The organism is Mycobacterium sp. IS-2888 (assembly GCF_001954215.1).
Taxonomy (GTDB): domain Bacteria; phylum Actinomycetota; class Actinomycetes; order Mycobacteriales; family Mycobacteriaceae; genus Mycobacterium.
The window spans coordinates 15,791-40,616 of the sequence record NZ_MBET01000011.1 but is presented as its reverse complement, the minus strand read 5'-3'; the positions used below and the strand labels follow the sequence as shown (position 1 = coordinate 40,616).

The window sequence follows — 24,826 nt, the reverse complement described above, 5'->3', positions numbered from 1 at the left end:
CCCCTGGCGCCTGGGGGCGGGCGGTCGTTGCGAGAATCGCACGATGCACGTTCTGATCACGGGCGGGACCGGATTCGTGGGCGGCTGGACCGCCAAGCTGATCTCTGACGCCGGACATTCCATCCGGTTCCTGGTGCGAAATCCCGATCGGCTGCAGACCTCGGTCGCCAAGCTGGGCGTCGACGTGTCGGACTTCGCCGTCGGGGACATCACGGATCGCGTCTCGGTGCGCGACGCGTTGCGCGGCTGCGACGCCGTCGTGCACAGCGCCGCCCTGGTGGCAACCGACCCGCGTCAGACCAACGAGATGCTGACCACGAACATGCAGGGAGCCCAGAACGTCCTGGGTCAGTCCGTCGAGCTCGGCCTGGATCCGATCGTCCACGTGTCGAGCTTCACCGCGCTGTTTCATCCCGGCCTCGAGACGTTGACGGCAGACCTGCCGGTGGTCGGCGGGGCGGACGGATACGGGACGTCCAAGGCGCAAGTCGAGATCTATGCGCGCGGCCTGCAGGACGCGGGTGCCCCGGTGAACATCACCTATCCCGGCATGGTTCTCGGTCCGCCGGTGGGTGACCAATTCGGCGAGGCGGGCGAGGGCGTCAAGGCGGCGTTGCAGATGCATGCGATCCCGGGGCGAAGCGCGGCATGGCTGGTCGTCGACGTTCGCGATCTCGCGGCGTTGCACGCGGCGCTTTTGGAGCCGGGCCGCGGGCCTCGCCGTTACACCGCGGGCGGTCATCGGGTTCCGGCGGCCGAGTTGGCGACCATGCTCGGCCAAATCGCCGGCACGCCAATGGTTGCCGTCCCGATTCCCGACACCGCGCTGCGGGTAGCGGGTGCGGTGCTGGATCGGGCGGGCCGGTATCTGCCCTTCGACACCCCGTTCACCTCGGCAGGGATGCAGTACTACACGCAGATGCCGGCCTCCGACGATTCGCCGAGCGAGCGCGAACTCGGCATCACCTACCGCGATCCAACCGAAACCGTCGCCGACACCTTCGAAGCGCTGCGCAGCGCCGCCGGCTAGGCACGTCAGGTGTTGCGACCACCGTTGACGCCGAGGATCTGCCCGGTGATGTAACCGGCTTCCTCGGAGACGAAGAACGCGCACGCCGCGGCGATGTCCTCGGGCTTGCCCACCCGGCGCACCGGCGTGCGATTGATGTGATCCTCCACGGTGCCGCCGAGCAGGTGCCGGCTCTCGGCGCTGCGCAGCATCGGTGTGTCGATGAATCCCGGCGGCACGGCGTTGACGGTGATTCCGCTCGGTCCGTATTCCAGCGCCAGCGATTTGGTAAGCCCGTTCACCGCGGACTTCGCCGCCACATAGTGGGCCATGAACGGCTGTCCGGAGTGCGTGCTGGACGACGAGATGTTGACGATGCGTCCCCAGCCGGCCTCGACCATGTCGGGCAGCACGGCCTGGATGGTGTGGAAGACACCGTTGAGGTTGACGTCGATCACCCTCGACCATTCCTGAAAAGACATGGTCAAGAATTTCTTGAAGCCCTCCACCCCGGCGGCGTTGACCAGCACCAGGATTGGGCCGAGCTCGTCGCGGATCGCCGATACCGCCGCATCGACCTGCGTGCGGTCGGTGACGTCGGCGACGTGTCCGGTCCCGTCGTCGGTGGGCGACAGATCGATGACGGCCACCCGAAATCCGTCGCGGCGCAACCGTTCCGCGACGGCACGGCCAATCCCCGACGCACCGCCGGTCACGACCGCTGTCTTCTGGCTCAAGTCCCCACCTTCCACGAAAGCTGAGCGATCGCTCAGGCCAGTTGGCCTCATCTGCCTATCACCCACGCGCACCACGGTCAAGTACGATTTGGGCAATCGCTCAACGAAGGTAGGTGAATGACCGCATCACGACGCCCCAAGACGCGGGACTCCACCACTCGCGACATGCTGATCGACGCGACGAGTCGGATCATGGTCGACGAGGGCTACGCCGCGGCCACCTCGCGGCGGGTCGCGGCGGAAGCCGGCGTGAAACCGGCGTTGGTGCACTACTACTTCCCAACGATGGACGAGCTATACCTGGACGTGTTCCGCCGCGGCGCCGCCGCGTACCTCGAGCGGCAAAAGAAGGCGCTGGCCTCTGACCGTCCCCTACACGCATTGTGGGACACCCTGATCGGGCCCAAGGACACCCGGCTGCTGCTGGAATTCATGGGCCTGGCCAACCACCGCAAGGAGATCCGGGCCGAGATCGCGGCGTGGCAGGAGCGGTGGCGTGAAATGCAGATCACCGCACTGAACTTCGTTGTCCGCGAACATGGGCTTGACACAAGGGAATTCCCGCCGGCGGGCATCGCCGTCGTCATTGCGTCGATCGGCCGCATGCTCATCTTGGAGCAGGCGCTCGGCACCTCGGGGGGCCACGACGAGGCCGTCGCGCTTGTCAACCGCCTGCTGGACCGGTACGAGATGCCGACACCGAAGCCGCGTCGCGGCTGACCTCAGGGCAGCACCACCCGCAGCCGCTCCCAGCCGCGAACCGTGGACGTCGGCGCCAATTTCGCTGTGTCGTAGTCGATGTCCCATTCGGGCCAGCGGTTGAGCATCTCGTCGAGCGCGACTCGCCCCTCCAGCCGGGCCAGGTTGGCGCCCAGGCAGTAGTGCACTCCCTTGCCGAAGGTAATGTGCGAGATGTTGTCGCGGTGGATGTTGAACGTGTCCGGATCGGTGTAGCGGCGGGGATCGCGATTGGCGGCACCGAAGAGCAGCAGCATGGCGCTCCCGGCCGGAACGGTGGTGCCGTATATTTCGAAATCCCTTGCCATCCAACGCGCTACGTGGGGGCCGGTGGGTTCGAACCGCAGCGTCTCGTCGACGGTGCGGTTCAGCAGCGACCGATCCTCGTAGATCTCCCGACGTTGGTCGGGATGCTCGGCGAGCACCTTGGCCAGCCAGCCGATCAGCCGGCCCGTCGTCTCGTTACCCGCGCCCGCGACCACCTGCGTGTAGTGCAGGACCTCCTTGCGGGTGAGCTTGCGGTGCACGCCCTGGTCGTCGTCGAACTCGACGTTGAGCAGCTGCGTCATCAGGTCGTCGGACGGGTTCTTCGATCGCCACTCGACGTAGTCGGCGTAGATCCGGCCGTCGGCGATCGAGTCGGCGTCGGCGACCTTGAGCGGGGCGCCCGGCTTGGTCCGCAGGTTGGCATCGTTGGCGTCCCGGACCGAGATCTGCTCGGACTCGGGAATTCCCAACAGCATGCCAATCACCCGCATCGGCATCATCGACGCGAGCTCGGCGATGATGTCGAATCCGTCCGATCCGACGAGCGGATCCAGGCACCGGACGCAGTAGGCGCGGATCTGGTCTTCGATTTCGGCCATCCGGCGCGGGGTGAATACCCGTGACATCAGCCCGCGCAGCGCCGTGTGCTCGGGCGGATCCTGGAACATCATGACGCCGCCGGGCATGTCGAACTTCGACTTGATCAGCTCGAGAATGTCGCCGCGTCGGTTGGAGAAGGTCTCCCAGTTGGCCAGTGCCCGTTCGACGTCGGAATGTCTTGATATCGCCCAGAAGTCGTAGCGCTCGTTGTAGTAGATCGGTGCCTCGTCGCGCAGCCGCGCGTAGGTCGGATACGGGTCGGCGTTGATGCCGGTGTCGTAGGGGTCGTAATAGACGTCCGTGTCGTTGGTGACGGTCACGATGCGTTCCTTACTTCAGGCTGCTGCCGGCATCCACGTTGAGCGCGACGCCGGTGATATAGCGCGCTTCGTCGGAGGCCAGGAACAGCACGGCGTTGCTGATGTCTTCGGGGGTCACCCAAGGGATCGGCAGGACGTGAAAGCTCTGGCACACCGGCGCGAGATCGTCGGGACCGGGGTTTTCCAGTTCGGGCCGAAATGCGCGGTAGGTCTGCTCGTTCATCAACAACGGCGAATTCACATGCGTCGGGAGCACGGCGTTGACCCTGATCATGCGCTGGCCCAATTCGACGGCGAACGATCGCATCAGGCCGATCACCCCGTGCTTGGCCGCCACGTAATGCCCGACGTGCGGGTAGGCCTTGAAACCGGCCACAGAGGACGTCAAGACGATCGAGCCGCCGCGATCGCCCCGCAGGATGTGCGGAACGCCGGCCTTCACCGTCTTCCAGACCCCGCTCAGATTGACGTCGATCATCTCCTGCCACAGCGCCTCGTCGGCCTTGTGCAGCTTTCCCGCCGTCGTACCGATACCGGCGTTGGCCACGATGACATCCAGACGACCCAGCTGCTCGACGCCGTCATCGACGACGGCGCTCAGGGCGTCGAAATCGCGCACGTCGACTTCGGCGGTGACGACACGGCCCCCGGCGTTCTTCACCATCCCCGCGGTCTCGTCGAGATCTTCCGGCGTCGCGCCGTCGGCGGGCGAAGCCTCGAATTTGCGGCAGATGTCCACGGCGATGATGTCGGCCCCCTCCCGCGCGAGCCGCACCGCGTGGCTTCTGCCCTGCCCGCGGGCCGCTCCCGTCACGAACGCGACCTTGCCGTCCATCCGGCCCATTGCACCCTCCGCTCCGGGCTGTTTTTGGGCGATCGCCCAATTTGTTGCGCAGGGCCATGTCTAGCAGCATCACGATTGCCTCGTCAAGAGCCCGCGACAATCTGTGAAGATTCATCACACGGGTGTGAAAGCTTCGTTAAGAACGTGGCCGATCGCGCCGCCAACCAGCATCGTTGACGTATGAAGGCGACGGTTGCGCGATTGCGCGTCACGGCCGGATACGCACTGTTGCTGATCGGGGTCTCTCTTACGCTGACCATGCTCGGTCCGCATGCGCGCGAGGCCGCCGTGAGCCGCATGAGCACCAACTTGCACAATTTGCGGCACGGCCACATGGGCACCCTGGTCGGCAGCGCCTTCGTCGACGGCAGTGATGCGGTCTATGTCTGGTTGCCGGGCTTGGTGTGCCTGCTGGCGCTTGGCGAACTAATTTGGCGCAGTAGGGGTTTGGTCCTCACGTTCACGGTCGGTCACATCGGCGCAACGCTGTTGGTCGCGATAGGTTTGGCCGCCGCGCTTAAGGCGGGATGGCTGCCTATGTCGGTGGCGCGGGCCAGCGACGTGGGGGTCAGCTACGGCGCGGTGTGTGTCCTGGGCGCGCTGACGGCGTCGATACCGTCGCGCTGGCGGGCGGCCTGGGTCGGTTGGTGGCTCGGCGTGGCGGTGATCGCGGCCCTGGGCGCCGACTTCACCGCCTTCGGTCACATCCTCGCGCTGCTGCTGGGCATTCGGCTGTCGTTCCGGCTGCCTTCAACCGCGCACTGGACGCCCCTGCGGGTGGCTTTACTCTCCGTTGGCGTCGCGTTCGGCTACTTCGTGCTCTCCGGGCCGTCGATGGTCACGCCGGTCGCGGGTGTGGCGGGCGCGCTCATCGCGGTTCTGGCCAGCCGCGCCCCGCTGTTCGAGGGGCAAGGTGAGCTGGAAGCGCGCACCCTGATCGTTGGGTAGGCAGACGAGATCGCCATCGTGAGCGCGCGCCAACGCTCTGGCGATCGGCAGTCCCAGCCCGGCGCCACCGTGGTCACGGTCGCGGGCAACGTCGAGGCGGACTAGTCGATCGAAGATCCGCTCACGGTCGGAGTCGCCGATCCCGGGGCCCGAATCGGTGACGGTCAACTCGGCATGCGGCCCGGCCCTGCGCACGTCGATCACGATGCGCCCGCCGGGCGGGGTGTATCGGCGGGCGTTGTCGACGAGATTCGACACAATCTGGGCGACCCGGGTCCGGTCGGCGCGCACCGGCACGCCCGGCTCGCCGGTGCGGGTGATGGTGATGTCCGGGGAGAGGACGGCCGCTCGCTCGCATTCGGCTTCGGCGATCTCGACGAGGTCGGCATCGGAGAGGTCCAGGGCGACCCCGGCATCGATGCGGCTCAGGTCCAGCATGTCGGCGACCAGTCGACCGGCCCGGCGGGATTCGGCCAAAAGCATTGCCGCGCGGCGGTATTGGCCCTTCGCAACCGCGTCGTCACCGCGTTGGGCCGCAGCCGTCATCAGTTGTTCCGCGGCGGCGCCAATACCGGCGATGGGTGTGCGCAGTTCGTGGGCGGCATCGGCGAGGAATTGCCGAGTGCGCCGTTCGGAGGCTTCCAGCGCGTCGAGCATGCCGTCGAAAGCCGCTGCCGCGCGGCCGAGTTCGGTTCCGACGCGGTCGGGTCGGAGCCGCCTGCCGCGGTCGCCGCCGGTAATCGATCGCGCCAGGGACGTCAGCCGATCCAGAGGTCGCAGGGCGGCGCGCGTCACGGCGGTGACCAGCAGACCAGCCACGAGCAGGGTGATCAGGCCGCCGGCCACCAGAACTTCGCGCAGCCGCCGGATCAACGCGGTGGTTTGGGTCGTGTCAGCGACCAGGATCACCCGCCCGCCCGACTTCAGCGGGTGCACCACGACGGTGGCGGTGGCATCCGGTGGCCCGCCGGGCGGCGGTGGGGGCGGTGGCCAGCCCGGCGGCAGCGGCGGAGGCGGAGGCCAACCCGGCGGCGGTGGTGGCCAGCCCGGTGGTAGCGGCGGGGGCGGAGGCGGCGCAGGCGGGGGTTCTGTGGGCCCGCTGGTCGTGTCGGGCCGGATGGAGTGGTCGCCGTACGTGGTTCCGTCCGCGGCGACGAGCAACGCGCGGATTCCTCCGCCCTCGAGCTGTGCCACCAGGCGATCGGGCGCGACGTTGGCGGCGGCCAGCGCGTCGGCGCGGGCGGCGGTGGCCATCAGCCGATCGTGGAGGTCGCGGCGGGTCTGCGCGCCGAGCAGCAGGTCGATGGTGAGGCCCAGCACCACCAACAGCACGCCGAGCACACCGAGCACCATCAGGGCGACCCGGCGGTGCAACGAGGGCGTGCGGGTAGGCGCCGCCGCGCGTTGCTCGCTCATTCGCGGATCGGTTGCAGGCGGTAGCCGATGCCGCGCACCGTCTGCAGGATGCGGGGTCCGTGGGCCTCGAGTTTGCGGCGCAGGCCGCTGACGTGGACATGCACCAGGTTGGCGTCGTAGGCGTCATAGCCCCAGACCGCGCTCAGGATCTGCCCGGTGCTCACAATGCGGCCGCGCTGCTCGATCAGGAACCCGAGCAGCCGCAGTTCGGTGGCGGTCAGGTCCAGCGGTGATCCAGCCCGCGCGGCCACCGAGGCGTCGAGATCCAACGTCAGGTCGCCGCATTGCACGACGGCGGGTAGCCGGCCGCGGCGGCGCAGCACCGCGCCGACGCGCGAGATCAGCTCGGCGAGCTCGAAGGGTTTGACGACGTAATCGTCGGCGCCGCCGTCGAGCCCGCGCAGCCGGTCGGGCAGGCCGTCACGGGCGGTGAGCAACACGATCCCGGCCTGGCCCCAGTCGCGGACGACATCGATCAACTCGAACCCGTCGCGGCCGGGCATCATCACATCCAGGACCACCAGGTCGGGACGAAATCCTTCCAGAACGTCTTCCAGGCCCGCGCCGTCTGGTCGGGCCGCGGTGAGATACCCGACGTCGGTCAGCGCCTCGCACACCATTTCGCGGATCGTCTCTGAGTCCTCGACGACCAGAACGCGCGCCCCGGCGCGCCGCGGCGGACGGTGGGAGCCGAAACGATCGCTCATGCCCTCATTCTCGGCCGCTTCCTGAAATCAACCTGAAGAAACCAGGCCCTTGCGCGATGTCTTCAGGTTGGCTTCAGATTCGCTTCCTAGCTTCGCCGGCATCGCAACGTACACACAACCTGGAGGGGCCATGACCGACGAGCAACCATCACAGCGCACGAGCGAGGCACCATCTGTCGTGCAACGGCACCCGGTCGGCGTCGCGGTCGGCGCCGGCGCCGCCGGCCTGATCGTGGGCGCGATCCTGACCGCGCTGTTGCTTCCGTTGGCGTGGGGACCGCCACCCGGACCCTTCGGCATGCCACCACCACCGCCGCCGCCACCGGCCTGGGCGATCCCACCGGGCTGGGGCCCGCCGCCACCCGGGCCCGGCTTCGCACCGCCGCCGCAACCGGGGCACGCGTCGCTCCCCGAACCCGGCGGTCCGCCTTCGGCCCCAGCGCCCGGCACGCCCGCGCCCGGCACGGGGAGGTAGGCCAAGCATGAAGATCAAACGGTTCATCGCTGGTTCCCTGCTCGCGGGTGTTCTCGGGATCTCGGGCTTCGGTGCCGCTGTCGCGAGCGCCGATCCCCCGCCGCCGCCCCCGTGGCCCGGGCAACCCGGGCCGCCGCCGCCCGGGCCGGGTGGTCCGGATCGGCCGTTCGGGCCGCCATCGCCGCCTGGCCCGCCGGGACCGCCTGGCCCGGTTGGACCGCGGCCCGGCGCGCCGTATCCGCCGGGCTAGGGGCCGCGCCCGGTGCGGGCGGCGTCTTCGAGCAGATCGGCAGCGGCGGTGACGCTTTCGGCGGGTGTGGTCATCTGGGCGGCGATCTCGCGGGTCCGACTGATGCACTGCGTGGTGAGGATGGACCGCAGATCTGCGACCAACGACTTCTGGGTGGTCTCGAAGAAGGGGCGCGCGGTCCCGGCTTCCAGTCGGCTGACCGCGGCCCCCCACATCGGCTGATCGACCGAAACCCAGAGGATCAGGGTCGGGACTCCGGCCCGGATGCCCGCGAACGTGGTGCCGGGGCCCCCGTGGTGAACGACCGCGCGGCAAGCGGGAAAGACGGCCGAGTGGTTCACCGCGTCCACAATCTTGACGTGCTCGGGTTGCGAGATGTCGGTGAAATCGCTTGCGCCACTGCAAATCAACGCCCGCTCACCTAGCTCCGCGCAGGCCGCGCTGATCATCGCGACCGCGTCATCGGGAGACGCGACTCGGACGCTGCCGAAGCCGAAGTAGATCGGCGGTGTGCCCGCGGCAATCCACGACGCGACCTCGTCGTCGACATCCATCGGCAACTCCAGCGTCAGCCCGCCAACGAAGGGCCGCCGAAGGCCGCGCTTCGCCCATTCGGCGGCCAGCCCGGGAAAGAACAGCTCGTCGTAGGCCTGGATCTCCAGCCATTGCGAGGGTCCCGTTTCCTCCGGCAGGCCCAGTTCCCGCCGGTGGGCGTCCTCCGCGTCTTTGGTTATGCCCGGACCACCGGCCTCGATCGGGTAAAAGTGCAGCGTCGCCAGCGGAATGTCGTAGTACTCCCCAACATTGGCGGCCAGCCCCTGTTGGCTCGGGTCGGCCAGTAGCAGATCGGCCCCGTCCGCCAGCGACGTCAGGGCCGTACCCACCTCCGGCCAGTATTGGGTGACATCCCGCAAGATTTCCCACATCATGCTGATCGGATTCGGCATCGGCGCGAATTTGCGGACCAAGTTCGCGCCGTGGGGAACCGCGGCAAGCCCGGCCGATTCGACAAACCCGAGATAGGCGGGCGGGACCGCCATGCGTACTTCGTGACCTCGACGCTGCAGCTCCCGACCGACGGCTGCGTACGGCTCGGCATCGCCTCGACTTCCCAAGGTTGCCAGCGCAAACTTCATCGCGGCAAATGTAACGCAACGATGCCCTTCGCCCCAAAAGATCGCTGCGAGAACCTGTTTCAGTGCGCAGCGCCGAGTTGTACGCTTGCATCAATGCTGAAGCTCGAGACCGCCGCACGATATGCGCGCGCGTCCGCACAAATTCCCGGCTTCTTCTACCCCGCCGACTTCATGCTGTTCGACTTCATCCTGGGCCACCAGCTGGACGGCGGGGTCGAGGGACACATGCTCGAGATCGGGGTTTACCAGGGTAAATCAGCCATTTTGATGGGTTGCGGCCTGCGCCCCGACGAGCGCCTCATCGCGTGCGATCTGTTCGAAGAGGTGATGTCGCAGGAAGACATTCCCATCGAGGACCGGGAACCCTATGGCGGTCTGGACGTCGAGACGTTCTGCCGCAACTGGGATCAGTTTCACAGTCGACGACAACTCGACGTCAGAATCTGTGACTCAGCGAAATTGACCGACCTCCCGTCGTTGCGTTTCATGCACATCGACGGGGGCCACAGCTATGAGCGCGCCCGGGGGGACATCAAGCTCGTCGCCAAGCACGCCGGCCCGCGTGGCGTGATCAGCCTGGACGACTACCGGATAACAGAAAAACCGGGCGTCGCGACGGCAATCGCCGAAGCCGTCGCGGCCGGCGAGCTTTTTCCGTTCTGCGCGTCGGACATGAAGCTCTATGCCGCCACCAACAACGACGATCAGGCACATTGGGCTGACGTCTTGAAAACGATGCCTGGTGCAGGCGTGTCCACGTTTCCGGACTACGAGGTGGTGACTGTGGCCATGCAGGTGAGCCAGCCCGTCGTGTTCGCAAATCTGTTGTTTTGCATGTCCGGCCGTCACGGCGGCGAGGTATGACGGCGCACGCCTGCGATTAGACTTCGCATCGGTGGCAATGCGCGCACGAACCATCGCTCGCGTCCTGTGTGCGGCGGTGGTAATCACATGGACGCCGTTGAGCGCGTTCATCGATACCCGTTACGCTTTGGCCGCCCCGTGTCCCGACGTCGAGGTGGTATTCGCTCGCGGCACCAACGAACCTCCCGGCGTCGGAGGGGTCGGCCAGGCATTCGTGGACTCCCTTAGGTCGCGTGTTGGGGGCCGGTCCGTCGGCGTATATGCGGTCAACTACCCCGCCACCGACGATTTCGTGCGGAGTTCGTTGGCCGGGGCCGGCGATGCGGGCGGTCATGTCCAGGCAACGGTTGCGAACTGTCCCAACACCAGAATCGTGCTCGGCGGGTACTCGCAAGGCGCGGGCGTGATCGATATGACCACCGACAACCTGCCGCCCCAGGCAGCGAGTCATGTCGCCGCGGTCGCCGTCTTCGGCAATCCAGAAAGTAACTTCGCGAGAACGCTTGGGGGCGGCCGGCTTCCGACGATCAGCCCGCTCTACCGCCCCAAGACGATTGACCTGTGCGTTCCCGACGACCCGATCTGCTCCGAAGGCAGAAACCCGACCGCACACGTTTTGTATGTTCAGTCCGGGATGACCAACCAGGCCGCGGCATTTGCAGCCGATCGGCTCTAGTTTCACTTGTCCTTGAGGTCCGTGTCGCGGCTCGGCTGAACGCGTTTCGGTTCGCCGGGCATTTTCGGGTAGTTCGGCGGGTAGGGCATGTCGCCAAGGCCGCGCCGTTCGTCGGCCTCGACCATTTCCAGCAGCGGCGCAATAGACTGAGCAACGGAATCCATTGTGGCCCAAGGGTCGTCGCGGCCGGCCACGAGATCGGGCACGGTCGCCATCGTGTAGTCGTCGGGCTGGGCGCCGGCCAGCTCGTCCCATGTGAGCGGTGTCGACACGGTGGCGATCGGGGTGCGCCGCACCGAATAGGCCGACGCCATGGTGCGGTCGCGGGCGTTCTGGTTGAAGTCGATGAAGATGCGCTCGCCGCGCTCCTCCTTCCACCACGAGGTGGTGACCGAGTCCGGTGCGCGACGCTCGACCTCACGGGCCAGCGCGATGCCCGCCCGGCGCACTTGAATGAAGTCCCAGTCGGTGGCGATCCGTAGGAACACGTGGATCCCGCGGCCCCCGGACGTCTTGGGATAACCGATCAGACCGAGTTCATCGAGCAGGGGCCGCAGCACGTCGACCGCCACCGTGCGGGCCTGCTCGAAGGCGACGCCGGGCTGCGGGTCCAGATCGATGCGCAGCTCGTCGGGGTGTTCGGTGTCGGGGCAGCGCACCTGCCACGGGTGCAGCGTGACGGTACCCATCTGCGCGGCCCACACGATCGCCGCCGGGTGGGTCACCTTCAACGCGTCGGCGGTGCGCCCCGACGGAAACGTCACCCGGCAGGTCTCCAGATAATCGGGATGATGCTGCGGCACCCGCTTCTGATAGATCTCCTCGCCGTCGAGGCCGTCCGGAAAGCGCTGCAGGTGGGTGGGCCGGTTCCGCAGCGTGTGCAGCATCGGCCCGCCCGCCACGGCGCGGTAGTACTCGACGAGCCGCCGCTTGGTGCCGTTCGACCCGAGTTGGGGGAAATACACCTTGTCCGGATTGGTCAGCCGAACCGCGATGCCGTCGACGTCGACCTCTTCTGCTGGTGCGGCCACACCACGATTCCAACATGTCGCACGCCACAATGAACCAATGGACTTGCCCGTGATGCCGCCGATCTCGCCGATGCTGGCCAAGTCGGTGCGGTCGATCCCGCCCGATGCGTCGTATGAGCCGAAGTGGGACGGGTTCAGGTCCATTTGTTTCCGCGACCACGATCAAGTGGAGCTGGGCAGCCGGAACGAGCGGCCGATGACCCGGTACTTCCCCGAGCTGGTCGCGGCGGCGCAGGCCGAGCTGCCGCGGCGCTGTGTGATCGACGGCGAGATCGTCATCGCCACCGACCACGGCCTGGACTTCGAGGCGCTGCAGCAGCGCATCCACCCGGCCGATTCACGGGTGCGAATGCTCGCCGAGAAGACACCGGCGTCCTTCATCGCGTTCGATCTGCTCGCCGTCGGCGATGACGACTACACGCAGCGGCCATTCGAAGAGCGGCGCGCGGCCCTCGTCGAGGCGTTGGCCGATTCCGGGCCCGCGTTCCATGTCACGCCGGCCACCACCGATCTGACGACGGCGCAGCAGTGGTTCGAGGAATTCGAGGGAGCGGGGTTGGACGGCGTCGTCGCCAAGCCGCTGGCGATCACCTATCAGCCGGACAAGCGGGTCATGTTCAAGGTCAAGCACGAGCGGACCGCGGACTGCGTGGTCGCCGGGTACCGAGTCCACAAGTCCGGTGGCGACGCCATCGGCTCGCTACTGCTCGGGTTGTATCAGGACGATGGCCAGCTGGCGTCGGTCGGAGTCATCGGGGCCTTCCCGATGGCCGAGCGGCGGCGGCTGTTTTCCGAGCTGCAGCCGCTGGTCACCGACTTCGACGACCATCCCTGGAATTGGGCGGCCCACGAAGCCGGCGAGCGCACGCCGCGCAAGAACGAGTTCTCCCGCTGGAACGCCGGCAAGGATCTGTCATTCGTCCCGCTGCGGCCCGAGCGGGTCGTCGAGGTGCGCTACGACCACATGGAAGGCCGGCGCTTCCGCCACACCGCCCAATTCAATCGATGGCGCCCCGACCGCGATCCACGGTCATGCACCTACGAACAACTCGAACAGCCGGTCACCTTCAGCCTGGGCGACATCGTTCCGGGCCTGGGGCATTGAGTGCACGCTCGGAGTCGATGCGCCGCCTGAGGCCGCCGCAAGAATCGCACAAGGATTACGCAAGGCGGCTGCCAGACTCTTTCCACGAATGGCCGTCACATGCGGCAACAGCTAACGACCCGCGCCTGGCACTGCACATCCAGGAGCTACCCAGAAGGGACATTCCATGGCGAAAATTACTGCCCGTTCGATCGTGGCGCTCACCGCAGCAGCGGCCGCCCTCATTACGGGTGCCTCGGTCGCCAACGCCGATCCGGCGGTCAACTCGCCGATGCAGACGGCGCGCGGCGACTACGTCGGAGCCTGGCAGAGACACCTGAGCATGATGACGATCGCGCCGGACGGCACCGGGACGATCGTGGTCGGGTCCAGCGCGCGCGACGGCGAGAGGTGGACGATGCGCTGGACGCAGGGCGACGGCCCCGGTCTCGCGATCAGGTTGGAGCAGCGCATCGGTGCCTGGGGCGACGGAATGGGCGGCTACATCAACGAGCAGACCGCGTGGAAGGCCGAGCTCGTCGTGGCCCCAGACGGCCCCACCGTCCTCCACTTGGCCCAGAACGACGCCGAACTCACCGATGCGAACGCAGGTGACATCTGGTGCTCGCAGAAGTATGGCCACAGCCACTTCTGTGGCGCCTAACGAGCGTTGCCGGCCCGAAATCTCTTCAGCAAATGACGCCCACCTGTGGATGAAGCGCCAACTGTGGATAACACAGCAAGCCCGCGTTTAGCCCAGCGGCGCGGCGGGCACGCGACCTACATGTCTGTAACAGCGTTCAAGGATCTGCCGCTGGCCGACCGCGACCGCAAGTGGGACGGCGGCGCCGCCGAAAAGCGGGTCCGGAAATGGGCCGGCGCGGAAGACAAACCGAACCAGAAGTACCGCGACGCCCACATCTGGTACGACAGCGACAACAAAGACAACTTCACCGCGTACAAGCTGCTCTTCGCCGACGTCATCGGCGGCAAGCTGCAAGCGGTACCGCGAGGGGTGATGATCGCCGGCGCGATAATGGACGGCGCGCGGGGCGGCATCGACTTGCCCAAGAGCGACATCGACCGGGTCCGGAGCCACTTGGCCAAGTACTACAAGAAGATGGACGAAACCGCGCCGTGGGAGCGCTGAAACCTGAAAAGCCCTAGCGGCGCAAGAATTCCACGATGTAGTTGGCGAGCTCTTCGCCGGCGTCCTCTTGCACGAAGTGTCCGGCGTCGCGAATCAGCGGATGGTCGATACCCTGCGCGCCGCGCATCGCATGCCGGAAGATCTCGCCCATCGGCCCGGTGATCGGGTCGCTGTCGCTGAAGGCGACCAGCATCGGCGTCGGGCTCACCGACAGCTTCGCCCACGCGGCCTTGTTAGCCGCGGACGCGGGATCGTCCGGTGCGGTCGGCACCAGACCGGGCATGGCGCGCGGTCCCGCGCAATACTCGTCGTCCGGAAACGGCGCGTCGTAGCCCGCGCGCACCTCGTCGCTCATCGGGCGGCGACAGCCGCTCTGGACGAACGCCCCTATGTTCAGCTCCGGCGCCGTCGTGATGGCTTCGCGAAAACGCCACCAGACCTCGGGCAGCGGCTGCTCGCCGTCGGGCAGGCCGGTGTTGGCGACGACCAGGCGGGAAAACCGTTCGGGATGCTCTGCGGCCAGCCGCAATCCGATCAGGCCGCCCCAATCCTGGCCGACCAGGGTCACGTTGCGCAGGTCGAGCACATCGAAGGCCAGCGCGCGCATCCACTCGACGTGGCGGGCGTAGCTGTGGTCAGCGCGTCGGGTCGGCTTGTCCGAACGGCCGAACCCGACCAGGTCGGGACACACGACGCGATGCCCGGCGGCAGCGAGTATCGGAATCATCTTGCGGTACAGGTAGGACCACGACGGCTCGCCGTGCAGCATGAGAACGGGGTCGGCGCTCTCCGGGCCATCTTCAACCCACGCGACCCGCAGCGTAGCGCCGTCGCCGTCGGGGATGTCGCAATACCTTGGGGCATAGGGGAATTCGGGTAGATTGTCGAATCGGTCGCCGGGGGTCCGTACAGTCTGCATTTCAGGTCCCTTCGTCCAAGCCCGCCAACTCGGGCAGGGTCATCAATCGATCCAGGAACGGCCGCTGCCCCTTGAGCAGCTTGGTGCGGGCCTGCGCCACCGAGAACCAGCCGACGCGATCGACCTCGGGAAACTCCCGCAACTTGCCCGAGCCCTTCGGCCATTCGAGTTCGAAGGTGTTGCTGCGCGTATCGGTGACGTCGAGATCGGCCCGCACGCCGAAGGCCGTAACCACCTTGCCGCTGGGCTGTTTGAGCGGACCGAACTCGACGCGCGGCCCCGCCGGTGCCGGTAGCCCGAGCTCCTCGGAGAACTCCCGTAGCGCCACTGCCCAGGGATCCTCGCCGTCGGCGTACTCGCCCTTCGGGATCGACCACGCCGCGTCGTCCTTGCGTGCCCAAAACGGGCCGCCAGGATGCACGATCAGAACTTCGACGACGCCGTCGCTAACCCGGTACAACAGCACACCGGCGCTGAGTTTGGGCATCGAGTTACTCAGACCCCGACGGCGCGTTCCAGGTCTTTAAGCGACGACTCCAGGTGGGCGAGCAGGCGCTGCAGGTGCGGCACGCTGCGCCTGCATCCGGTCAAACCGAAATCGAGATTGGCGCCGTTGCTGACGAGGGTGATGTTCAGCGCCTGGCCGTCCACGATCGCCGATAGCGGATAGCTGCCGTCCAGCCGCGCGCCCCCGTAATACAGCTGTTCGTGCGGCCCCGGCACGTTCGATATGACCAGATTGAACGGCGGCGACGTCGACGACACCCAACCCGGAACCGCTGCCAGCGCCAGCGCACCCATGTTCATCGCGGACAGCGCCAGCGCCTGGAACCGGGGCAGTTCGGAGAACACCTTCTTGTTGTTGCGCATCGACTCGCTGACGATCTCCAGCCGCCTGGCCGGATCCTCGATGTCGGTGGCCAGGTTGCACAGGATGGCGCCGACGAGGTTGCCGCCGGCGTCGGCCTCGTGTTCCTTACGCAGGCTCACCGGAACCATCGCGACCAGCGGGGTGTCCGGCAGCGCGTTCTGCTCGAGCAGGTAGTACCGCAGCGCCCCCGAGCACATCGTCAGGACCACATCGTTGAGAGTCACGCCCGCGGCCTTCTTGACGTTCTTGATCCGGTCCACCGACCACGACTGCGCCGCGCACCGCCGGGCGCCCCCGATCTTGACGTTCAACATGGTGCGCGGGGCTCCGAACGGCAGCGTCACCCGCTGCTCGAACAGCGCCGCGCGAGCCAGCGACAGCGTCGAAGGAGCCAGTGCGGCAACACCTCCCGCGGTCCGTTTTAGTGTGCTCAACGGCGACGACGGGACTGACTTGCGTTTGGGTTTACGCAGGCCCCAGGGCGCCCGGATCTCGCGATCGTCGGGATCGGGCGACAGCGAGCGTTGCATGAGCTTCAGGGCCGAGACGCCATCGATGAGCGCATGATGCATCTTGGTGTAGACCGCGAAGCGGCCGTCCTTGAGACCCTCGATCACGTACGCCTCCCAGAGCGGACGGTGGCGATCGAGCAGGCTGCTGTGCAGCAACGAGGTCAGTTCGAGCAGATCGCGAACCCGCCCCGGGGAAGGTAGCGCCGAGCGACGCACGTGGTAGTCGATGTCGAGGTCGTTGTCGTAGGACCACGCGAGATTCGCGATTCCACCGAAGAAGGTCGCGGGACGCTTGAGAAAGGTGGGCTGGAAATCCTGCTGGGCGACCAGCCGGTCGTAGAACTCGCGGACGAATCCCTGATCGGCGCCGGCCGGCGGCTCGTATAGCGCTAGGCCCCCGACGTGCATGGGGTGCTCACGGGATTCCCCCAGCAGAAACACCGAATCGGTGGGCATCATCAATTCCATCCACCAATTAGACCCCCACAGGGAAGCAACCCGCCAGCGCCTTAGGAGATCACGCCGAAGCGACCGACCACGCAGATGTCGCGACCAGGTCCCCTCGCTCCAAGCCCGCGGCGCGGTGTTCGTGGATCTTGGCGTACTCCTGAGTTGTCACCATGTCGATGAACGCCTGGGGCGACGGGTATTGGACGACGAGAATCGCGTCCCACCAAGGCCGTTCGCCGTCGCCGATGACCACCGTCGGCGCGCCGCCCGCGTAGAGCACCGTGGCGCCGACGCGTTCGAGGTGCGGTGTGACCTCACGGCCGTACTGTGCGTAGCGCTCGAGGCCGCCGTCGGCCTTGAACTTCAGCAGGTTGACCATCACCACCGGTTCGTCCGCCGGCCGCGCGGCCAGCGCGGCGAACTGTTCGGGCGTGGGTTGCAGGCTGCTCACGTGAATCTCCTTGTCCTGGGACGCATGTGACGTCACGCCGACCGCGACGAAGGCGTCCGCTACAACAGATCGGTGATGGTCTTCAGGCCAGCGTCGTAGAGCACGCCGGGCAGCATGCCGCCGTCGTGCTCGATCGTCGTGCCGTTGACGAAGTCGGCGTCGCCGCTCGCGAGAAAGACACACACGCGGCCCACCTCCGCCGGTTCCCCCGCGCGGCGCAGGGGTACGGCGGCGAAGTACTTTTCGCCGGTCGGATCGTCTTTGGGTAGCACAAACGACCGGAAGTTCTCCGTCATCGTCGGGCCCAGCGCGACGCAGTTGACACGCACCTTCGGTCCCCACTCCTCGGCCAGCGACCGCGTGAGGTGGTTGAGCCCGCTCTTGGCCGCGCCATAGGAGACCAGGGTCGGTGATCCCGCCGGATGCCCGGCGCCGCTGGAAATGTTGATGATGCAGCCGGTGCCGTCCTGGGTCGTCATCTGCCGGTACACCCGGATGGCGAACCACAACGGGCTGATGAGGTTCATCTGCACCGCGTACGCGTGAAACAGTGCCGTGCGCGCGAAGTCGTCGTCGTTTGGCGGCGCGCCCTGAATGCGTTGGACGAGTTCGGGAATGCTCTCCACATGCGGCGCCGGGACGGTGCCGCCGGCGTTGTTCACCAGGATGTCGATTCGGCCGTGGGTCGCCACGACGTCGGCGACCAGGGCGTCGATCGAGTGGTAGTCACCTTGGTCGCAAACCTTCTGGAACGCACGGGCTGCCCATTCGGCATCGACGCCGGGAATGGTGTCCAGCGGCGAGCGTGAGCATCCGACGACCGTCGCGCCGGCGCGGAGCAGCTCATGCGCGATCCCGACGCCGACACCGCGGCTGGTCCCGGTGACGATCGCAACCTTGCCGTCAAGCGCTCCCACCGACCGACCTTCCTTATTGACAGTCACTGCCAGGTAGTCATACCGTGCCATCTCGTTGGTGCGATGTAAAGGCGTCGGGAGGTCAGCCATGAGCAAGCTTCGCGTCATCCAATGGGCGACCGGAGGTGTCGGCAAGGCCGCCATCGAATGCGTCATGAATCATCCGCAGCTCGAGCTGGTCGGGTGCTGGGTGCACAGCGCCGAAAAGGACGGCGTCGACGTCGGCCGGATCATCGGAACCGACGAGCTCGGCGTCACCGCCACCTCCAGCGCCGACGAGGTGCTGGCCCTCGACGCCGACTGCGTCGTGTACAGCCCGCTGATCCCCAACGACGACGAGGTCGTCGCGATTCTGCGGTCCGGCAAGAATGTCGTCGCGCCTGTCGGCTGGGTATATCCCGACCTCGACAACCCGGCCGTCAAAGCGATCGCCGACGCCGCGGTCGAGGGCGGGGTGACCCTGCACGGGTCCGGCATCCATCCCGGCGGCATCACGGAGCGATTCCCGCTGATGCTGTCCGGACTGTCCTCAGCGGTCACCCATGTGCGCGCCGAGGAGTTCTCCGACATCCGCACTTACAACGCACCGGACGTGGTGCGCCACATCATGGGCTTCGGCGGCACCCCCGAGGAAGCCATGCAAGGACCCATGGCCACCCTGCTCGAAGCGGGCTTCAAGATGTCCGTGCGAATGGTGGCCGAGCACATGGGTTTTCGCATCGATCCCAACATCAGGACCGTCCAGGAGATCGCCGTCGCGACCGCCGACATCGACTACGACCCCTTCCCGATCACCGCGGGAACCGTGGCCGCACGCCGATTCCGCTGGCAGGCGATCGCCGACGGCGAACCGGTCATCACCGCGGCGGTCAACTGGCTGATGGGTGAAGACAACCTGGAACCGGACTGGAATTTCGGCGGGCTCGGCGAACGCTTCGAAGTCGAGATCACCGGCGACCCCACCGTGTCTCTGACCTTCAAGGGCCTGCAACCGCCATCCATCGCCGAAGGGCTCAAACGAAACCCCGGTGTCGTCGCCACGGCCAACCACTGCGTCAACGCCATTCCCGACGTCTGCGCCGCCGGCCCCGGCATCAAGACCTATCTCGACCTGCCGCTGTTCGCCGGACGCCCCGCCCCCAAACTTGCTGCGCCGCTATGACATACGGTGTCCTACACGATGTGTCGTTCTGCCACCTCGTCATCGGCGTGACCGATATGGACCGCTCGCTGGCGTTCTACCGCGACGTGATCGGCATGGAGGTCATCTTTGAGACCCTGATCTCCGGAGAACCCTTCGACGCGGTCCTGCATGCCAAGCGAAAGCAGGGGGGCCGGGTGGTGGGCGGCTTGCTGGGCGGGTTGATGGTCGAGCTGCTCTCTCTCGGCGCCAAGCCGTCCGCGGACCAGCCGGAGCGCCGACGCGTCACCGGCATCCACAACGTGTCGCTCTCCGTCCCGGACCTCGACGACACCCACCGTCGCATCACCGCGGCGGGCTGCACGCCCGACCAGGACCCATTCGAAATAGGCGGGGTGCGAATGTTTTTCGTCAAGGACCCGGACGGAACGCCGGTGGAGTTCATCGAGCTGCCCGGTGGCGCGCGCAGCACGTACGAGATGCACCGGGGCGTGCCGCTGCGGATGGGGCCCGCGACATGACCTACACCCATCCCGAGTCGATGCGCGGTCACGTCGCGATCGTGACCGGCGCCGCGCAGGGCGTGGGCAAGGGCATCGCCGCCGCGCTGCTCGAACGCGGTGCGGCGGTGCTGCTGGTCGACATCCAAGCCGATGTCCTGAGCACGACAACCGACGAGCTGCGGGCGACGGGCCGGGCCGAGAAGGTGGTCGCCAATCTGCGCGATCCCGACAGCGCCCAGCGGATCGTGGCGGCTGCCGTCGACTCCTTCGGTGCCGTGCATGGCCTGGTCAACAACGCCATCGCGACCAACGAGCCCAAGGCGTTCGTCGACATCACCACCGAGGACCTGGCGCTCGGCTACGACGTCGGGCCCCGGGCAACATTCCTGCTCATGCAGGCGGTGCACCCGGTGATGGTCGAGGCCGGCGGGGGGTCGATCGTGAACCTCGGGTCGGGGACGGGCACCGGGGGCGAACCCAGGTGGGGCGGATACGCCGCCGCCAAGGAGGGCATCCGGGGGCTGTCGAAGGTCGCCGCGTTGGAATGGGGGCGCGACAACATCCGCGTCAACGTCATCTGTCCCTTCGCCGAGTCCGATGGCGTCAAACTGTGGAAGCAATACGCGCCCGACGATTACGCGAAGGCGGTGAGACGCGTTCCGATGAAGCGCATCGGAGACGTGCGCACCGACGTGGGCGCGCTGGTGGCGTTCCTACTCAGCAGCGACGCGACGTTCATCACCGGCCAAACCATTCACGTCGACGGCGGTATCGGCAGCTTCCGATGAAGGAGTCGCTGCGCGACCGACAGCGCGCGCAAATCCGGGCCGACATCAGGCGCGCGGCGTTCCGGCTCTTCGTCGAGCGCGGCTACGACGCCGTAACGACGGAGGAAATCGCCACCGCCGCAGGCGTTTCGCCGCGCACCTTTTTCCGGCACGTGCCTACAAAAGAGGATCTGCTGCTCGCTCCCGTTCGCCATGGTGGCGCCGCGATCGTGAACCTGCTCGAACAGCGCCCGGCCGGAGAGGCGCCGGATGTCGCGCTGATCAACGCCATCATCGCGCGCATCCACTCGTTCGACCAGGCCGACATCGAGGAGTGGCGCGACGCATTGCTGGTTGCTCCAGGACTGCTCAGCAAGGCGACGATCCACACGCCCGTCGACAAGGAACGGGCCGCCAGGCTGATCGGCCAACGCATGGGCGCGGATCCCGACGACGATATCCGTCCCGGCCTACTGGTCCAACTGGCCTTTGCCGCAGCCGATTTCGCCTTTCAGCATTGGGTTCGCCAAGCCAGCACAAGTAGACCACTGGACCGCCGCGTTGCCGAAGCGTTGGAAGCGGTCAAGTCTGCCCGCTGGAAGCGCCGCTAGATATCGTGAAAGTCACCTATGCGTCAGCGGAGGTGCCACCGTCAATCGTCAGGACTGTGCCCGTCGTTCCGTCACGACTTCTCGTCTTCGATGCCAAAAGTGTTGACCGCGATGGCCAGCAGGTAGTACCCACCGATCGTGAACACCAGGTCCATGCATTGGGGGTCGGTGAAGTGGCGTCGCAAGTCGTCCCACACAGCGGTCGAGACGGTGCCATGATCGAGGAGGTCATCGACGGCGTCCAGCACCGTTCGGTCGGCGTCATCGGTGACTTTGCCGTAACGAATCGCGTCGATCTCTTGATCGGTCAATCCCGCTCGGCGCGCGATCGGGAGGTGATGAGACCACAGGTAGTCGCAGTCGCGGCGGTACACGACTCGAAGTAGCGCCACCTCGCGTATCCGCGGCGGCAGCGTGGAGCGGTTGAGCAGATAGGCGTTGAACGGCAGATAAGCCCGAGTGAGATCGGGGTGGCGCACGAGGGTCGACAAAACATTGCCAGCGCCATCGGGATTGGCCCGCTCAGCGGGTATCAGTGAAGCCAGAGCCGCACGGCTGCGATCGTCGCACTCATCGGCGGGCAACGGGGTTAGCCGGAGAGGGTGGCGGTCGGTCACGACAGCGGTTGCGATCAGCGAGCCAGCTCGTTGACCAGGCTCAAATAGCGCATCACCGGCGGCGGGTCTGTTTGGACCGCCACGGGTTTGGACATGCGCCCCTCCGCCATTGCCGCTCGCAGACTCGTGCGGGCGGTGTCGACATCGGTGTCGATCTCGTAGAGGGTGACGAAGGATTCGCCGTCGGTCTGCCAACGGCGAGCCGACACGAAGCCGTCGATCGCCAGCATCTCGGGCACGTGCACCTGATCGTGCCAACGGTGGTATTCCTCAACGAGTTCCGGCGAGGCGGGCTTGCTCTCGACGAACAGCAGTGACTTGCCCATTTGCGGTCTCCCTACTGGATCGGCTCGTCGCCGAGCACGGTGGTGCGCAACATTTCACGCGAAGAGCTGGGATCGTAGGGGGCCGCTCGGTGCAGTACCCCGCGATTGTCCCAGATAACGGTGTCGCCGACCGACCAGTCGTGGCTATAGACGTTTTCGGGCACGGTGGCGCGGTCGAGGAGTTCGGCAAGCAAGGCGCGTCCCGCGTCGAGATCCATGCCAACCACGTAGTCGGCCGAGGCACCGAGCACCAGCGACTTGCGGCCGCTGCGGTGCGTCCAGACCAGGGGATGTTCGTGAGTGCGCCGGGATCGCCAGCGCGCCACCTGTTCTGGCGTGGGGTCAGGGGTGATGCGCCGCTGGGAGGCCTCCAGCGAATGCACGACACGCAGGGCCCCGAAACGGTCCTTTTCCCCATCGCTCAGCGCATCGTAGGCGGCGTAGGAGTTGGCGAATTCGGTTTCGCCGCCCCATTCGGCGACCCGCACGGCGGAAAGGACGGTGGCCTTCTGTGGGCAGTCGTCCCCGATGGGCGTGCAGCCGTCGATGTGCCAGTCGAATGTCGCCTTCAGGTAGGCCGCCGAGGAGTTCTTCGATGTGTCCAGAGTGATCGGATAAATTCCAGGCACGGGGTGGTGGCCGTCGGAGGAGTGGTCGACCTCACCGAGGCGGCGGCAGAAAGCAACCTGGGTCTCGGGGTCAAGCCGCAGCCCGCGGAAGACCAGAACTCCGTTGTCCTCCAACGCATCCAGGATGGTTTCGCCGACTGAGTCATCGGAGGCAAGGTGGGCCGGGTCCAGCCCGGTGACTTCGGCGCCGACCGAATCGCTGAGCTTGGTGATGGTGAGCAGACTCATGCTCAGACCTTTCTGGCGGACATCATGGGAACGGCTCGCCGGTGCGGATCATGACCGCGTCGGCGGCATCGGTCGGGACAGTCTGGTGCATGACCTCCACCGCCATGGCGACCATGATCAGCGAATAGATCAGGTGCAGCAGGTTCAGCGCATCCTCGGGCAGTTCGTCGAGCGGGAACTTGTCGCAGTACTCGACGGCCTCTTCAAGGCGTGGGAAGAATGCATCGTAGAACTCGTGCATTTCGGGCATCGTGCTGGCCATCCGCGCGTTCCAGCGTTCGGTTTCGGTGGCCAGGCACCAGACCCGCGCGTAGTTCTCCAGCTCGGCGAATGCACTGGGCAGCAAGGCATCTGGCATGGGTCACACTCCCGCCGGTGCCGCGGTGTTTTCGCGCTGGTATGCGTCGACCCAATCGACGATGACCTTGTGCAGGTGGCGCACCAGGATTTCCTGGTCGTTGAGCGGGAACCCGTCGACGATGCCGTACTCCAGCGCCGCCTGCGTGCCACCGAGCATGCCGGCGTCCTGCAGGGCGAACTCCTTGAGCACCACCGCGGCGACTTCGTGTTCGATGCGCTCCCGCACCGTGCGGGCCGGGTGAAAGTACGTGTAGGCCTCAAACCGGTGGGTGTTGTAGGAGGTGGGCCAGTACCGATACAGCAGATACCAGCCGCCGTAGATCAATATCTCGGTATTCGGGAATATCTGAAAATTGCTGATTCCCCACGGCTCAATGCCACCGGGATTCAGCCCGGCCGGCAGCTCGCCGATGTCCGGGGTGCGCCACGGGCCGACGAGCCCGCTTTGGGTGGCCCGCTCGATCGGATACATGCACTCGGGCGGCAGCAGCCAGCGACGCCGTCCCGCGGTCGACACCAGCCGGTGGGGGCCGTCGAGTTGGAAGTGCCCGCAGGTGAATCCGGCGTTCGGGTCGCGCACCGCTGAGGGCACCTGCTGCGGGTGCAGCGAGGGCACGTGGTAGTACTCCTGGAACGCGTCGGCGAAGATTTTCCAGTTGCTGTTGTTGTGCGCGACCCACTCGTAACGTTCGGTCAGCTTCCCGAACGGGTAGTCGTCCAGGCCGGTGATCATCGGGCCGAGGAACTCGCGCAGGCTCTGGCGCGGCTCGGCATCAAAGTTGATGAAAATGAACCCATTCCACACGTCGCAGTGCACCGGCTTCAGTCCGTAGTCGGTCGTGTCGAGGTCGAAGAACTCCGAGGGCTGCTGCACGAACGTCAGCGCACCGTCAAGGCCGTAGCGCCAGCCGTGATACTTGCAGGTGAATTGGCGGCACGTCCCCTGGACTGCCTCGCCGGGAAAGTCGTTCCACACCAGCTTATTTCCGCGATGGCGGCAGACGTTGTAGAAGGCGCGAATGCGTTCGTCGCGACCTTTGACGAGGATGACCGAAACCCGGGCGACCTCGATCTCCTTGGTGACATAACTGCCGACGCGAGGCAGTTCCTCGATACGGGCTACGTTCAGCCACGCCCGTTTGAATACCGCTTCACGTTCCAGCTCGAAGAACTCCGGCGACGTCGAATCGCGGAACGATACGGGGCCGGTCCCGAGTTCGGGATAGTGCTCGGTCCAGGAGCCCTCCGAGGGCCTACCGGATCGCGTCATCG

29 protein-coding genes and 1 pseudogene are annotated in these 24,826 nt (G+C 66.4%); 13 read left to right on the top strand and 17 right to left on the bottom strand.

The window, feature by feature from the left end:
* Positions 1-43 precede the first annotated feature (43 nt).
* Positions 44-1,030, top strand: a complete 987-nt coding sequence (locus tag A5745_RS01930; protein WP_076114909.1) for an NAD-dependent epimerase/dehydratase family protein — start codon at positions 44-46, stop codon at positions 1,028-1,030.
* 5 nt (positions 1,031-1,035) lie between these two features.
* On the opposite strand, the gene A5745_RS01925 is transcribed toward A5745_RS01930, so the two are convergent.
* Positions 1,036-1,797, bottom strand: coding sequence for an SDR family NAD(P)-dependent oxidoreductase (locus tag A5745_RS01925; RefSeq protein ID WP_076114908.1), 762 nt, complete (start codon positions 1,795-1,797; stop codon positions 1,036-1,038).
* A 66-nt stretch (positions 1,798-1,863) separates the two neighbouring features.
* Between A5745_RS01925 and A5745_RS01920 the strand changes: the two genes are divergently transcribed.
* A complete protein-coding gene (locus A5745_RS01920) occupies positions 1,864-2,466 on the top strand; it encodes a TetR/AcrR family transcriptional regulator (RefSeq protein ID WP_076059441.1) in 603 nt (200 codons plus the stop codon).
* Positions 2,467-2,468: 2 nt separating this feature from the next.
* Here A5745_RS01920 and A5745_RS01915 read toward each other — a convergent pair whose 3' ends face one another.
* Entirely contained in the window at positions 2,469-3,671 is a 1,203-nt protein-coding gene (locus A5745_RS01915; RefSeq protein ID WP_076114907.1) for a cytochrome P450, read from the bottom strand.
* Between the two features lie 10 nt (positions 3,672-3,681).
* A complete protein-coding gene (locus tag A5745_RS01910) occupies positions 3,682-4,515 on the bottom strand; it encodes a mycofactocin-coupled SDR family oxidoreductase (protein WP_076059438.1) in 834 nt (277 codons plus the stop codon).
* A 180-nt stretch (positions 4,516-4,695) separates the two neighbouring features.
* On the opposite strand from A5745_RS01910, the pseudogene A5745_RS25265 reads away from it, so the two are divergent.
* Positions 4,696-5,184 (top strand): annotated as a pseudogene (locus tag A5745_RS25265) (rhomboid-like protein); the annotation flags it as partial.
* Positions 5,185-5,298: 114 nt separating this feature from the next.
* On the opposite strand, the gene A5745_RS01900 reads toward A5745_RS25265, so the two are convergent.
* Positions 5,299-6,879 carry a cell wall metabolism sensor histidine kinase WalK gene (locus A5745_RS01900; RefSeq protein ID WP_076114906.1) on the bottom strand — a complete coding sequence of 527 codons (1,581 nt, stop codon included), beginning with the start codon at positions 6,877-6,879 and terminating at the stop codon, positions 5,299-5,301.
* Positions 6,876-7,586: a response regulator transcription factor gene (locus tag A5745_RS01895; protein WP_076114905.1), complete on the bottom strand. Its 711-nt coding sequence runs from the start codon at positions 7,584-7,586 to the stop codon at positions 6,876-6,878. Before A5745_RS01895 ends, A5745_RS01900 begins: the two co-directional genes overlap by 4 nt.
* Before the next feature lie 130 nt (positions 7,587-7,716).
* Between A5745_RS01895 and A5745_RS01890 the strand changes: the two genes are divergently transcribed.
* Complete coding sequence (locus tag A5745_RS01890) at positions 7,717-8,061, top strand: hypothetical protein (RefSeq protein ID WP_076114904.1); 345 nt, start codon at positions 7,717-7,719, stop codon at positions 8,059-8,061.
* 246 nt (positions 8,062-8,307) lie between these two features.
* Here the strand turns inward: A5745_RS01890 and A5745_RS01880 are convergent, their stop codons facing one another.
* Positions 8,308-9,447, bottom strand: a complete 1,140-nt coding sequence (locus A5745_RS01880) for a glycosyltransferase (protein WP_076114902.1) — start codon at positions 9,445-9,447, stop codon at positions 8,308-8,310.
* Between the two features lie 93 nt (positions 9,448-9,540).
* On the opposite strand from A5745_RS01880, the gene A5745_RS01875 reads away from it, so the two are divergent.
* Positions 9,541-10,311 carry a class I SAM-dependent methyltransferase gene (locus A5745_RS01875; RefSeq protein WP_076114901.1) on the top strand — a complete coding sequence of 257 codons (771 nt, stop codon included), beginning with the start codon at positions 9,541-9,543 and terminating at the stop codon, positions 10,309-10,311.
* Positions 10,312-10,348: 37 nt separating this feature from the next.
* Entirely contained in the window at positions 10,349-10,987 is a 639-nt protein-coding gene (locus A5745_RS01870; RefSeq protein ID WP_076114900.1) for a cutinase family protein, read from the top strand.
* Between the two features lie 2 nt (positions 10,988-10,989).
* Here A5745_RS01870 and ligD read toward each other — a convergent pair whose 3' ends face one another.
* Positions 10,990-12,018: a non-homologous end-joining DNA ligase gene (gene ligD / locus A5745_RS01865; RefSeq protein WP_076114919.1), complete on the bottom strand. Its 1,029-nt coding sequence runs from the start codon at positions 12,016-12,018 to the stop codon at positions 10,990-10,992.
* A gap of 37 nt (positions 12,019-12,055) precedes the next feature.
* Between ligD and A5745_RS01860 the strand changes: the two genes are divergently transcribed.
* From A5745_RS01860 to A5745_RS01850, 3 genes are all read left to right on the top strand, one after another.
* The gene (locus tag A5745_RS01860; RefSeq protein WP_076114899.1) at positions 12,056-13,123 is read left to right on the top strand and encodes an ATP-dependent DNA ligase; all 1,068 of its coding nucleotides are present in this window, start codon (positions 12,056-12,058) and stop codon (positions 13,121-13,123) included.
* 166 nt (positions 13,124-13,289) lie between these two features.
* A complete protein-coding gene (locus tag A5745_RS01855; protein ID WP_139329397.1) occupies positions 13,290-13,766 on the top strand; it encodes a hypothetical protein in 477 nt (158 codons plus the stop codon).
* Between the two features lie 120 nt (positions 13,767-13,886).
* On the top strand, positions 13,887-14,252 hold the full coding sequence (locus A5745_RS01850) for a hypothetical protein (protein WP_076114897.1): 366 nt from the start codon (positions 13,887-13,889) through the stop codon (positions 14,250-14,252).
* 13 nt (positions 14,253-14,265) lie between these two features.
* Here the strand turns inward: A5745_RS01850 and A5745_RS01845 are convergent, their stop codons facing one another.
* Genes A5745_RS01845 through A5745_RS01825 form a run of 5 tightly spaced genes read right to left on the bottom strand, consistent with a single transcriptional unit; the run spans position 14,266 to position 18,372 of the window.
* Positions 14,266-15,171, bottom strand: coding sequence for a haloalkane dehalogenase (locus A5745_RS01845; RefSeq protein ID WP_076114896.1), 906 nt, complete (start codon positions 15,169-15,171; stop codon positions 14,266-14,268).
* A gap of 1 nt (position 15,172) precedes the next feature.
* Positions 15,173-15,658, bottom strand: a complete 486-nt coding sequence (locus A5745_RS01840; protein WP_076114895.1) for an NUDIX domain-containing protein — start codon at positions 15,656-15,658, stop codon at positions 15,173-15,175.
* An 8-nt stretch (positions 15,659-15,666) separates the two neighbouring features.
* Positions 15,667-17,022 (bottom strand): wax ester/triacylglycerol synthase family O-acyltransferase, encoded by a 1,356-nt coding sequence (locus A5745_RS01835; protein WP_076114894.1) that lies wholly within the window; start codon positions 17,020-17,022, stop codon positions 15,667-15,669.
* A 49-nt stretch (positions 17,023-17,071) separates the two neighbouring features.
* The gene (locus tag A5745_RS01830) at positions 17,072-17,455 is read right to left on the bottom strand and encodes a DUF1330 domain-containing protein (protein ID WP_076059541.1); all 384 of its coding nucleotides are present in this window, start codon (positions 17,453-17,455) and stop codon (positions 17,072-17,074) included.
* A 59-nt stretch (positions 17,456-17,514) separates the two neighbouring features.
* Positions 17,515-18,372, bottom strand: a complete 858-nt coding sequence (locus A5745_RS01825) for an SDR family NAD(P)-dependent oxidoreductase (RefSeq protein WP_139329396.1) — start codon at positions 18,370-18,372, stop codon at positions 17,515-17,517.
* A gap of 88 nt (positions 18,373-18,460) precedes the next feature.
* On the opposite strand from A5745_RS01825, the gene A5745_RS01820 reads away from it, so the two are divergent.
* The 4 genes from A5745_RS01820 to A5745_RS01805 are packed head-to-tail and all read left to right on the top strand — an operon-like array spanning position 18,461 to position 21,394.
* Positions 18,461-19,534: a dihydrodipicolinate reductase gene (locus tag A5745_RS01820; protein ID WP_076114893.1), complete on the top strand. Its 1,074-nt coding sequence runs from the start codon at positions 18,461-18,463 to the stop codon at positions 19,532-19,534.
* Entirely contained in the window at positions 19,531-20,034 is a 504-nt protein-coding gene (locus A5745_RS01815) for a VOC family protein (RefSeq protein WP_076114892.1), read from the top strand. The genes A5745_RS01820 and A5745_RS01815 overlap by 4 nt, the downstream gene beginning before the upstream one ends.
* The gene (locus A5745_RS01810; protein ID WP_076114891.1) at positions 20,031-20,804 is read left to right on the top strand and encodes an SDR family NAD(P)-dependent oxidoreductase; all 774 of its coding nucleotides are present in this window, start codon (positions 20,031-20,033) and stop codon (positions 20,802-20,804) included. The genes A5745_RS01815 and A5745_RS01810 overlap by 4 nt, the downstream gene beginning before the upstream one ends.
* The gene (locus A5745_RS01805) at positions 20,801-21,394 is read left to right on the top strand and encodes a TetR/AcrR family transcriptional regulator (protein ID WP_076114890.1); all 594 of its coding nucleotides are present in this window, start codon (positions 20,801-20,803) and stop codon (positions 21,392-21,394) included. Before A5745_RS01810 ends, A5745_RS01805 begins: the two co-directional genes overlap by 4 nt.
* Before the next feature lie 71 nt (positions 21,395-21,465).
* Here A5745_RS01805 and A5745_RS01800 read toward each other — a convergent pair whose 3' ends face one another.
* The 5 genes from A5745_RS01800 to A5745_RS01780 are packed head-to-tail and all read right to left on the bottom strand — an operon-like array spanning position 21,466 to position 24,824.
* Entirely contained in the window at positions 21,466-22,011 is a 546-nt protein-coding gene (locus tag A5745_RS01800) for a carboxymuconolactone decarboxylase family protein (protein ID WP_083662647.1), read from the bottom strand.
* A gap of 14 nt (positions 22,012-22,025) precedes the next feature.
* Positions 22,026-22,337 (bottom strand): hypothetical protein, encoded by a 312-nt coding sequence (locus tag A5745_RS01795; RefSeq protein ID WP_076059406.1) that lies wholly within the window; start codon positions 22,335-22,337, stop codon positions 22,026-22,028.
* 11 nt (positions 22,338-22,348) lie between these two features.
* Complete coding sequence (locus A5745_RS01790; RefSeq protein ID WP_076114889.1) at positions 22,349-23,194, bottom strand: TauD/TfdA family dioxygenase; 846 nt, start codon at positions 23,192-23,194, stop codon at positions 22,349-22,351.
* Between the two features lie 22 nt (positions 23,195-23,216).
* On the bottom strand, positions 23,217-23,552 hold the full coding sequence (locus A5745_RS01785) for a hypothetical protein (RefSeq protein WP_076114888.1): 336 nt from the start codon (positions 23,550-23,552) through the stop codon (positions 23,217-23,219).
* A gap of 3 nt (positions 23,553-23,555) precedes the next feature.
* Positions 23,556-24,824 carry an aromatic ring-hydroxylating dioxygenase subunit alpha gene (locus A5745_RS01780; RefSeq protein WP_076114887.1) on the bottom strand — a complete coding sequence of 423 codons (1,269 nt, stop codon included), beginning with the start codon at positions 24,822-24,824 and terminating at the stop codon, positions 23,556-23,558.
* Positions 24,825-24,826: the final 2 nt, after the last annotated feature.